The sequence below is a fragment of the Streptomyces sp. NPDC104307 genome (genome assembly GCF_055584045.1).
In genome coordinates, this window is the sequence record NZ_JBVJMU010000014.1 from 202,342 (window position 1) to 212,170 (window position 9,829).

Genomic DNA, 9,829 nt, shown 5'->3' on the forward strand with positions numbered 1-9,829 from the left:
CAAGAGGTGGGAGTTATTTCGCTTATGTCATAGTACTGAGGTTGGTGGGGCCTGGGTGGCGGGCCGTCAGGACCGTGGTCCGGGCGGCTTCTTCCCGTCCTTCCCGTCCTTCGCGTCCTCGTCCTCGCGTGATACGTACTCCGGCAGTGTCAGCCGCGCGACCGCCCCGCCGTCCGCCGCGTTCTCGAAGACCAGCCGGGCGCCCATCACCCCGGCCTGCCCGGCGGCGATGGTCAGTCCGAGGCCGTGCCCCTTGCTGCCGCCCTCGGTGCGGAAGCGCTGCGGGCCGCCCTCCGTCAGATAGTCCGGGAAGCCCCCGCCGTGATCCCGCACCGTCACCACCGGCCCGTCGACCGTCAGCACGACCGGCGGGCGGCCGTGCCGGTGCGCGTTGCTGATCAGGTTGGAGAGCACCCGCTCCAGCCGCCGCCGGTCCGTCTCGACGCGCACCGGCGGCCCGTCCCCGACGACCCCGACCTCGGTCTCCGTTCCCGAGGCGGCCACCACCCGCCGGGCGAGCGGCGCCAGTTCGTACACATCCAGGTCGACCTGCTCGGTCCGGGTGTCGAGCCGGGAGATCTCCAGCAGGTCCTCGGTGAGGGCGCGCATCGTCCGGACCCGGTCCTGGACCAGTTCGGAGGGGCGGCCGGGCGGCAGGAGTTCGGCGGCGGCCGACAGGCCCGTCAGCGGGGTGCGCAGCTCGTGCGCGACATCGGCGGTGAAGCGCTGCTCGGTCAGCAGCTTGCGCTGGAGCGCGGAGGCCATCGTGTCCAGCGCCCCGGCGACGATCGCCACCTCGTCCTGGCGCCGCGAGGGGTCGGCCGTCCGGGGGTCGTTGACGCGGGCGTCGAGGTCGCCGGCCCCGATCCGGCGGGCCACCCGCGCGGTCTGGTGCAGCCGCCGGGTCACCCGGGTGACGGCGAACCCGCCGGCCAGCAGCGTCGCGCCGATCGCCAGCAGCGAGGAGCCGATGATCGCCCCGTCCAGGCCGTTGATCGTGCGGGCGCTCTGGCTGTAGTCGACGTGGGTCGCCAGCGCGTGGCCGTCGGCCGGGGCGGCTGCCCACATCGTCGGGTGGCCGAGGAGCTGCGCGACCATGGTGCCGCGCTCCCCGTTCACCGCCAGCTCGCGCAGCGATGCGGGCAGTCCCGGCGGATCGATGCCGGAGCGCGGCGGAAGCGCCTCGCCCGCCTCGTAGGCGGCGGTCACGTCCGTCAGCCGGGCCAGCGCCTTCTCGCGGGCGTGGCCCACCGTCTGGCGGGTGACCGCGGTGTGCACCAGCACGCCCAGCAGGGCCGCGAGCACGCAGCACATCACGGTGATGAAGACCGCGGACTTCCAGGTCAGCGTCGCGGTCCAGGCGGGCAGTCGCGGCCCGCGCCGCCTGGCTGCGGCCCGCCGGCTCACCGGCGCTCCGCGGAGACGGCGGCCGAGGGCGCCGCGCTGGGTACGGCGGTCTGCCGTGCGGAGGGGGGCGCCGCCGTCGGCGCGGCGGAGGGCAGCTCGCCGGGCCGTTCGGTGGGGCGCCGGGTCTGCGGGTGGCGCCGGCCGGGCTCCGGCTGCGGGGTCATGCGCAGGATCCCGTCCTGGGTGGGCAGCATGGCGCGCTGCCTGCCGTCCCAGGACCAGGCCGTGCGGTACTCGTACCCGGTGATGGCCGAAGGCGCCCGCATGATCAGGTCCCGGCCCGCCAGCTCCACGCTGATCACCGCGTCCGAGGTGGACATGATCCGGGTCAGCCCGCTCGGCTCCGGCATGTAGACCCGTACGGACAGCTGGCGGTCCGCCAGCTTGACGGCGAGGACCAGCTCGTCCTTGCCGTCGCCCGTCAGATCGCGGTAGTACGGCGCGAGCACCGGGCAGTCGGCCGGGGCGGTCCGGCAGGCGTTGATCCGGCGGACCGTCGCCGCCGGGAGTTCGTCCGTACCGCTGGCCCGGTCGGGGCGCGCCTTCAGGCCCGCCCGCACCACCGCCACCGGGTCCAGCCGGTGCACATCGCCGCCCGGGACGGTGATCCCGGGGATGTGCGCGGTCTCGCCCTCGCCGTAGTCGTACGGAGCGGCGGAGGCGGGCGGCAGCTCCGGCCAGAGGCGGGCCGGGCCGATGGCGGCCGGCACCGTCCCGGTGCTCTTCAGCCCGCCGCCGGTGCCGCACCCGGCCAGCAGGGCGGCGCCGGCCAGCAGCGCCGCCGTCCGGTGCTGCGCACGCATGGCTTCCTCCGCTCCCGAGGTCTGTCGAGCCGGTGGGCACACGCTCGCGCACGGCCCCGGCTCCACAGACCTTATTCGGGAGGAAGTCTCTTATGCGTATTTAGTGCTGATACGTCAGTGCTGATACGGGTTCTGACCCTGCCCCTGGCCCTGACCCTGCGCTCCCGGAGCGTAGCCCGGCTGCCCCTGCGCCTGCCCGAACGGGTTGCCGTCCTGCGACGCCACGTGCTGGGCCATCAGCTGCTCGGCCTGCTCCTTGGGTATCCGCTGCTCGCCCCCGCAGAACGTGCACTGCGTGGCGAACTTCGTCGAGAACGGGAACAGCGGCACGAAGAACAGCGTGAACTTCGTGACCCGCTTGCGCAGGGTGTGCGCGGACGGATTACCGCACCAGCCGCAGACCATCGTCATCACGGCCAGTTGGTAGAGATAGCCTCGCGTACCGAAAATGATCATGTTGTGGGTCCCTTCCCCGTGTTACCCATGAGTGCCCGGCGGCAGAGCGCCAGCAGCTTCTCGTCCTCGTATGTGTCATGGCTGCCGTAGCCGCCGTCCATCGCGTTGTGACGGCGTACGGAGGCGAGCTCGGCGCGCAGCACCTGTGCCGCGTCAGAGCCTGCATCAGCGGCCCCCATCCGCGCCAGGCATTCGGCCACCCGAACCCTGACATGGCGGTTCTGCTCCCAGGCGGCCAGGAGTACCGGAACGGACTCCCGGGCCCGTCCGGAAACCTCCCACAGAGCGATCGCCGCGTCCACCCGCAGCCACAGCTCCTCGTGCCCCAGCAGCGCCCGCAGCCGGGGCGCCGTCACCCCGGCGAGCGCGCCGAGCCGGCCCAGCGCGCTCGCCGCCGCCCGCCGCTCGTGCGCGTGGTCCGCCTGGAGCCCCTCGATCAGGACGGGCAGCACGGCCGAGGCGTCCCCGTCGACCGCCCAGAGCGCCTCCGCGGCCTCCGTCGCCGCCGAGGAGCCGGGCCGCCGGATCAACGCCCGCAGCTCCGGCACCGCACAGGACGCCGCGGGCCCGAAAGAGCCGAGCGCCCGCAGCGCCGCCGTACGCAGCCACTCGCCCCGGTACTCCGGAGCCCCGCGCAGCACCCGCAGCACCTCCGGAGCCGCCTCGCCCGCCCGCAGCGCGGTCAGCCCGGCCAGCAACGGGCTCGCCCGGTCGTACGCCCCCTCGTCGAGCCCCACCTCACCGAGCCTGCGCCGCAGCGCACCGGCCAGCGGACGGGCCGCCGGGCCCAGATGACCGATGGCGAACCCGACGTCGTGCGGCACCTCCGGCCGCTCCAGGGCGGCGGCCAGCGCGGGCAGGGCGCGGGCATCGCCCAGCCGGGACAGCGCCTTCACCGGGCTGCCGAGCCCCGGCGGCCCGCTCGCCCACTCCTTCACCCACGCCCCCGGGTCCGCCGCGACCCGGGCCGCCAGCGCGTCGGCGGCCGGTGCGGCCAGGCCGAACAGCTCCTCCAGCACGTGCGAGGCGGCCTCGGCCAGCCTCGGCTCGGCGGCACCGAGCTGCTCGCCGACCAGCCGCACCAGCTCCGCGTAGGAGCCGCGCCAGGCACGGATCAGCCCGCCGCTCATCCGGACCGCGTCGATGCGCTGCCAGCGGTCGGGGCTGCACAGCTGATCGGTCAGCAGGGCCGTACGCTCCGCGACCCGGTCGTCGAGCCCGACATGCAGGGTCCGCAGCAGATCGGCCGTCCAGGGCGCGGTGCGCCCCGCGCCCTCCTCGGCGGGCATCGCGCGCAACTGCCCCACCAGCGTCACCGGAGCGGCCCGCTCCTCCGCCCCGGCCGGCTCCGGCTCGCTGTGCGCCTCTGCGGCCCGGCACCCCGGCTCCTCCGCGTCCCCGGCGGCCGAAGAGGACCGCAGCTGCCGCAGCAGGCCCGCCACCACCCGCACCACATCGCCCGGCAGCGCCTGCGGTGCGCAGCGCGCCAGCTGGGCCAGGGCCGCCAGCCGCAGCCCCGGCGGATACGCCTCCGCGGCCAGCCGGCTCAGCCAGTCCGCGATCTGGTCGGTCAGCGGGCGGTGGCGCAGCGCGACCCGCCCGGCCGCCTCGACCAGCGCGAGCCGGACCTCCTCGTCCCGCTCCACCGCGAGACGCTCCCGCAGCAGCGGCAGCACCAGCGCGGGGTTCCCGTGCAGGGTGGCCAGGGCCAGCGGGGCGGAGACCCGTACCCCCGGGTCGTCATCGGCCATCAGCGCGAAGAACACCCCGGCCCCGGCGGTGACGGCCGCCGCGGCCATGGCGTAGTTCGCCGCGCCCTCGATCTCGTCCTCGTCGATCTCTTCCTCGTCGTCCTCGTCGAGGTCGATGCCGCCGATGCTGGTGAGCAGCTCGACGATGCCGCCTCGGTCCGGGACCGCAGGGTCCACGACCAGCTCGAAGAGGAAGGGGATACAGGCGAGGGTGCACGCGTAGACGTCCCCCTGGTGGTGCACGGCCCCGTACATGCCGTCCAGCGCTCCCTCGCGCTCCGCCGGATCGGCGGACGCGAGGCCCTGGAGCAGGCCGGGCACATCATCGGCAGGCCCGTAGGCATGCTCCATCGAGGCCCAGTCGACCTCGTCGATCCCGGCGAACACGCCATCGCCTCCCCACGCCTTACGGCCTCACCCGCGATGCCGGCGGCGTCGCGGGTGAGGCCGTCTCCACGAAGCAGTGTCTGCGCAGAGTCTGCACCACCGCTCCGACAATCCACCCGCCACATGCGGCCTTTTACCTTTGGACATGACAACAATGGCAGCGGTGCGGTATGCCCGGGACGACCCTTAGAGAGGGTCCGGGACCGGACGTCCCCGGCCCGGTTCGTTCAGCGGACCGAGCAGGTCCCCGTACCGGGCCAGCCGCCCCGCCATGTCACCGGCCAGGAAGACCAGCTCACCGGGGCTGCGGCACGCCTCGATCTCCGCCCAGGTGACCGGCGCGGAGACGGTGGGCTCGGCCCTCGCGCGCAGGGTGTACGGGGTTGCGGTCGTCTTCGCCGCGGCGTTCTGGCTGAAATCGACGAACACCTTCCCCGGCCGCAGCGCCCGCTTCATCCGGTGCACGGCCAGATCGGGAAGTTCCGCTTCCGCCCGGACGGCCAGCCCCTTCGCGTACGCCGACACCCGGTCCGAGGGCGTGGGCTCCAGCGGTACGAGCAGATGCAGGCCCTTGGAGCCCGAGGTCTTCCCGTACGCCTCCAGACCGTCCTCGGCCAGCCGCTCCCGCAGCCAGAGGGCGACCTCGCAGCACTCCACGACGCTCGCGGGCGTGCCGGGATCCAGGTCGAACACCAGCCGGTCGGCCACCCCCGGCGTACCGGCCCGCCACTGCGGCGTGTGGAACTCCACCACCAGGTTGGCCGCCCACATCAGCGAGGCCAGATCCGCCACCACGATCTGCCTGGCCCCTTCGTTGTCGTGGTGCGGCACCGGCGCGGTCCGTACCCAGGACGGCGTACCGGGGGGCGGGTTCTTGGTGAAGAACCGCTGCCCGTCCGGCCCGTCCGGATAGCGCAGGAAGGACACGGGCCGCTCCCGCAGATGCGCCAGCAGCGCCTCGGCGGCCGTGGCCGCGTAGTAGTGCAGCACCTCGCCCTTGGTGGTGCCGGTGGCCGGATACAGCACCTTGTCCAGATTGCTGAGCGTCAGGCGCCGCCCCTCCACCTCCGTGATAGGCGACATAAGATAAGGATCACACGTAAAACGCACCTATAGGCTTATACGGGTTCTAAGGGGTGACCGGTGAGGTCCATATGGAACGGCGCCATCTCCTTCGGGCTGGTCAGCATCCCGGTCAAGCTGATCAACGCCACCGAGAACCACTCGGTCTCCTTCCGCCAGATCCACCTCACCGACGGCGGCCGGGTCCGCTACCGCAAGGTGTGCGAGCTGGACGGGGAAGAGGTGACCCCCGCCGAGATCGGCAAGGGCTACGAGGACGCCGACGGCTCGGTGATCCCGATCACCGACGAGGATCTCGGTTCGCTGCCGCTGCCGACGGCCAAGACGATCGAGATCGTCGCCTTCGTGCCGGCCGGCGCGATCGACCCGCTCCAGCTGGACACGGCCTACTACCTCTCCGCCAACGGGGTCCCGGCGGCCAAGCCGTACACCCTGCTGCGTGAGGCGCTGAAGCGGAGCCGGAAGGTCGCCGTCGCCAAGTACGCGCTGCGCGGGCGCGAGCGCCTCGGGATGCTGCGGGTCGTCGACGAGGTGATCGCGATGCACGGCCTGCTGTGGCCGGACGAGATCCGGACCGCCGAGGACGTCGCGCCGGAGGCCGGTGTGAAGGTGCGCGACGCCGAACTCGACCTGGCCGACGCCTTGATGGCCACGCTCGGCGAGGTCGACATGGACTCCCTGCACGACGACTACCGGGAGGCGGTCGAGGAGCTCGTCGCGGCCAAGGCGGCCGGTGAGGTGCCGCAGCGGGCGGAGCCCGAGGACACCGGCGGCAAGGTGATCGACCTGGTCGCGGCGCTGGAGAGCAGCGTCCGGGCGGCGAAGGAGGCCCGCGCGGACGGCGAGGACGCGCCGATCGCGAAGGTCACGTCGATGGCCGACCATAAGGGCGGCAGACGGACGGCGGCGAAGAAGGCCACGGCGAGCAAGGCCGCAGAGAAGAAGCCCGCAACGAAGAAGACGGCCGCGAGCGGGACGGCAGCGAAGAAGACAACGCCGAAGAAGAGCACGGCGAAGAAGAGCACGGCGAAGAAGAGCACGGCGAAGAAGAGCACGGCGAAGAAGCGGAGCAGCGCGAAGAGCACCCCGCGCAAGCGCACCTCGGCCTGACCGGCACTCTGTCCACTCTGTCCGCAGAACGGCAGAACGGCAGAACGGCCGCCACGGGGCCAGTGCCCCGGGACGGCCGTCCGGTCCCGCGTCAGGGGATTCCGGGCTCAGTGCTTGCGGTAGGAGCTCACGTATCCGGGGGCCGGAGTGCCGACACCCGTCACGTCGTCGTAGCCGCGCACCGCCGACAGCGAGGCGTCCTTGCCGAGGCTGCGCACCGAGGTCAGCAGGCCGTCGGCCGCGTCGTACCCGTTGGCGAAGTCCACCCGGGCGACGGCGAGGTCGTGCCCACTGCCCAGCGGGTGGTCCGTCACGTCGTGGTAGGCCTTGGTGAAGTACCGGTCGTAGATGGCCGGGTTGGCGAAGCCGAGCGGCCTGCCCCGGTTGGCCTGCTGGGAGAGGGCCTGGACTCCGGCGATGACCGGCGCCGCCAGGGACGTGCCGCCGATGCGGTACTCGTCGTAGCCCAGCGATCCGTCGGGCATCGTCTGGGTCTGGCCGACCAGGAAGCCGGTGTTCGGGTCAGCCACGGCCGCGATGTCCGGAGCGGTACGCATCCGGGTCTTCCCGTTGGCCTTCGCCAGCGAGTCCGGGACGACGCCGCGCTGGTAGAACGGCTGCTCCACGGTGGAGCTGGTGCCGCCGCCCGCGCCCGAGGTGTAGGCGCCGGGGAAGCCGGTCCAGCTCTTGCCGTCGGCCGCCAGGGGGGCGTTCGTGGTCCCCCAGCCGGTCTCCCACTTGTAGGTGTCGTGCTTGCCGACGGCCAGCGACGTACCGCCGACCGAGGTCACCCAGGCGGAGTTCGAGGGGACGTCGATCTGCTTCGTTCCGGTGGAGGCGACGTTGTCGCCGTTGTCGCCGGAGGAGAAGTAGAAGCCGATGCCCTCGATCGCGCCCATCTGGAACACCTGGTCGTACGCGAGCGCCAGGTCGGGGGTCTGGTTGGCCTCGACGTCGCCCCACGAGTTGGAGACGATGTCCGCGAGCCGGTGGTCGACGACCTTGTTCAGCGAGTCCAGCAGATCGTCGTCGTAGCAGGAGGCGCCGCCCACGTACACGATGTCCGCGGCGGGTGCGACGGCGTGCACGGCCTCGACGTCGAGGGTCTCCTCGCCGTACCAGCCGGAGGCCCCGCACTCCTCGGTCTTCGTGTAGTCGTCCGGCAGCACCTGGCTGAACTGCCCGCGCTTATAACGCGCGTCGCCGTTGCGCTTGGCGTACTGGGCGGCGTCCTCTGCGATGGTGGGGGAGGCATACGCGTCGGTGATGGCGACGGTCACGCCCTTGCCGGTGTAACTCCCGGCCCCGTACGCGGCGCGCAGCTGCTTGCCGGTGTACCCCTTGACCGCGTACGGCACCTTGGACCCGTAGGCGCTCGGCAGGCTGGAGGCGGTCTTGGACCCGTAGTACGAGGACGCCGGGCCGGAGTTGCGGAACACCGCGTCCGGCGGCGGGAGCACCTCGTCGTGGCTGGACTTGCGCGGCGCGTTGTCCAGTCCCGATACGGCGAGCACGTCATCGCTCAGCGCGGCCGGCACGGAGGCGGTGGAGGCCGGGGCGCGGTAGGTGTGGGCGCCCTTGCGGTAGTTGCGCAGCTGGGTGCTGAACGCCTTTTCGGTCCGGGCCACTTCACCGGTCGCGGAGACGTAGTGCTGATTGGCGCCGGTGACGGTCAGCCCGCTCGACTTCAGCCACTGGCTGACCCGGTCGATCTGGCCCTGGGTCGCCCCGAACCGTGCCTGCGCCTGCGCGGCGCTCAGGTACTTCCCGTACGACGGCGACTGCGGGTCGGATACGGCGGCCGCGTAGGCGGCCAGCCCCTTCGCGTCCCGCCCGGCGAGGTGGACCCGGACGGCGACCTTCCCGTTGTCGGCCGTGGCACCCTGGTCGGCCGTGGCGGTGGCCCAGGCCGGCTTGGTGCCCTGGAGCGCATCCCGGCCGCTCGGCGCGGAGTCTGCGGCTGCGTTGGGTATCCCGAGGGCGAGCGCACCGGCGAGCAGTGGCAGTGTCGCCGCCATGCTCAGCCCGGCGCGTCGTCCGGCGCGGCTGATTCTCAAAGTAACCCCCTGCGATGTGGGTCTCGCGTGCGGAGCATGTGCCGAATGATGTGCACATGTAATGCGCCACTCTGGCGAGGAACGCTTCATGTACGGGGCATGTAATGACCAAGAATCGACCAAGGGCCTTTCGGGTGGGGATGGTTCGCGCCGTATTGCAGGGTGAAGTGGCGTCTTGTCCTTGAGTGCGCGGTAGGTACGGATGTCTGTCTACTGACCAGCCCGTTCGGAGCCGTGGGGTCGACTCCGTCGACCGGTAGTCGACCGGAGCCTGCCCGGGGGGTGGAAGTCGCTTCCCGGATGCTGCCCCGAGTGTCGATCAGTACGTAGTGAAATGCCTTGTGAGTTGAGGCAGTTGGCGTAAGACTTATTGCAGGATCACTCCAACCGGCGAGCTTGTTCGGACCCGTCGGGCCCCATTGGGGCAGGGATCAGTTGGCCGGATCATTGGTGTCGAAATCCTGACCAAATAGACCCATTGTGAAAGAAGGTGTAACTCGAATGTGGACACTGCTCCAGTGGATGTGGTGACTTCACGGACCCTGATTGGGTACGTAACCGGCGGTTGATCCCCGCGACGGTCGAATGGGGCGGCGTCTGGGCGAGGCCTAAGGGCTGTCCCGCAAAGATCTTGGCTCCGAGTGCAGAGCAGCCGGAAGAGCCGGCGAGGTGCTCAACTAGTGGTTCGTGAGGTGTCCAGGAACCGGGCGAAGTCGGCGAGCGAGTGGAAGTCGTTCTCCCGTAGGCCGATCCGCGGGTTGACGTGGTGCAGGAG

7 protein-coding genes are annotated in these 9,829 nt (G+C 71.7%); 1 reads left to right on the plus strand and 6 read right to left on the minus strand.

Annotated features, from left to right (window positions below; translation table 11 throughout):
• Positions 1–66: 66 nt before the first annotated feature.
• The 5 genes from ACZ601_RS29285 to ligD all read right to left on the minus strand — a co-directional run bounded on the left by ACZ601_RS29285 (position 67) and on the right by ligD (position 5,887).
• On the minus strand, positions 67–1,407 hold the full coding sequence (locus ACZ601_RS29285; RefSeq protein ID WP_469543518.1) for an ATP-binding protein: 1,341 nt from the start codon (positions 1,405–1,407) through the stop codon (positions 67–69).
• Complete coding sequence (locus ACZ601_RS29290; protein WP_469543521.1) at positions 1,404–2,210, minus strand: hypothetical protein; 807 nt, start codon at positions 2,208–2,210, stop codon at positions 1,404–1,406. Before ACZ601_RS29290 ends, ACZ601_RS29285 begins: the two co-directional genes overlap by 4 nt.
• A gap of 114 nt (positions 2,211–2,324) precedes the next feature.
• Positions 2,325–2,666 (minus strand): zinc ribbon domain-containing protein, encoded by a 342-nt coding sequence (locus tag ACZ601_RS29295; protein ID WP_440576705.1) that lies wholly within the window; start codon positions 2,664–2,666, stop codon positions 2,325–2,327.
• Positions 2,663–4,804 (minus strand): HEAT repeat domain-containing protein, encoded by a 2,142-nt coding sequence (locus ACZ601_RS29300; RefSeq protein ID WP_469543524.1) that lies wholly within the window; start codon positions 4,802–4,804, stop codon positions 2,663–2,665. Before ACZ601_RS29300 ends, ACZ601_RS29295 begins: the two co-directional genes overlap by 4 nt.
• Positions 4,805–4,990: 186 nt before the next feature.
• Entirely contained in the window at positions 4,991–5,887 is an 897-nt protein-coding gene (gene ligD, locus ACZ601_RS29305; RefSeq protein ID WP_440576703.1) for a non-homologous end-joining DNA ligase, read from the minus strand.
• A gap of 60 nt (positions 5,888–5,947) precedes the next feature.
• Here ligD and ku point away from each other — a divergent pair, with 60 nt between their 5' ends.
• Entirely contained in the window at positions 5,948–6,997 is a 1,050-nt protein-coding gene (ku, locus tag ACZ601_RS29310) for a non-homologous end joining protein Ku (RefSeq protein ID WP_469543528.1), read from the plus strand.
• 107 nt (positions 6,998–7,104) lie between these two features.
• On the opposite strand, the gene ACZ601_RS29315 is transcribed toward ku, so the two are convergent.
• Entirely contained in the window at positions 7,105–9,015 is a 1,911-nt protein-coding gene (locus ACZ601_RS29315; protein ID WP_469543550.1) for a S53 family peptidase, read from the minus strand.
• Positions 9,016–9,829 lie beyond the last annotated feature (814 nt).